The organism is Lactiplantibacillus sp. B652, from assembly GCF_023806745.1.
Lineage (GTDB): Bacteria > Bacillota > Bacilli > Lactobacillales > Lactobacillaceae > Lactiplantibacillus > Lactiplantibacillus pentosus.
Window position 1 is genome coordinate 1 of the sequence record NZ_JAMSKY010000093.1, and the last position, 296, is coordinate 296.

At 49.3% G+C, this 296-nt stretch carries 1 protein-coding gene; it reads left to right on the forward strand.

All coding sequences use genetic code 11. The features are described 5' to 3' along the window. The coding region (locus MZO40_RS17145; RefSeq protein WP_252133491.1) for a universal stress protein at nucleotides 1-148 on the forward strand (148 nt) is incomplete at its 5' end. Nucleotides 149-296: the final 148 nt, after the last annotated feature.

Genomic DNA, 296 nt, shown 5'->3' on the forward strand with positions numbered 1-296 from the left:
GACCATCGTGAAAACGGTGATTCCAGCCTTGAAGCCGGACTTGTTAGTGATTGGTTCGGTTGCCAAGCACGGTGTCCGCAAGTATTTCTGGTCGCAAGCGGCCTACATGGCAAAGCACGCACCGATTTCGGTACTAGTCATTCGGTAGGTCAGATTAATTTAGCATTGTTCAAAAGGGGTGGTGGATACCGGCCCTTTTGTTTTAATCGTATTGTCGTTAGTGTCTTCCGGTTTCTCCTCAGTGGTACCTTGGGGGGACATGACCATAAAGGGTGGTCGCGTGATGGAAGTAAAGA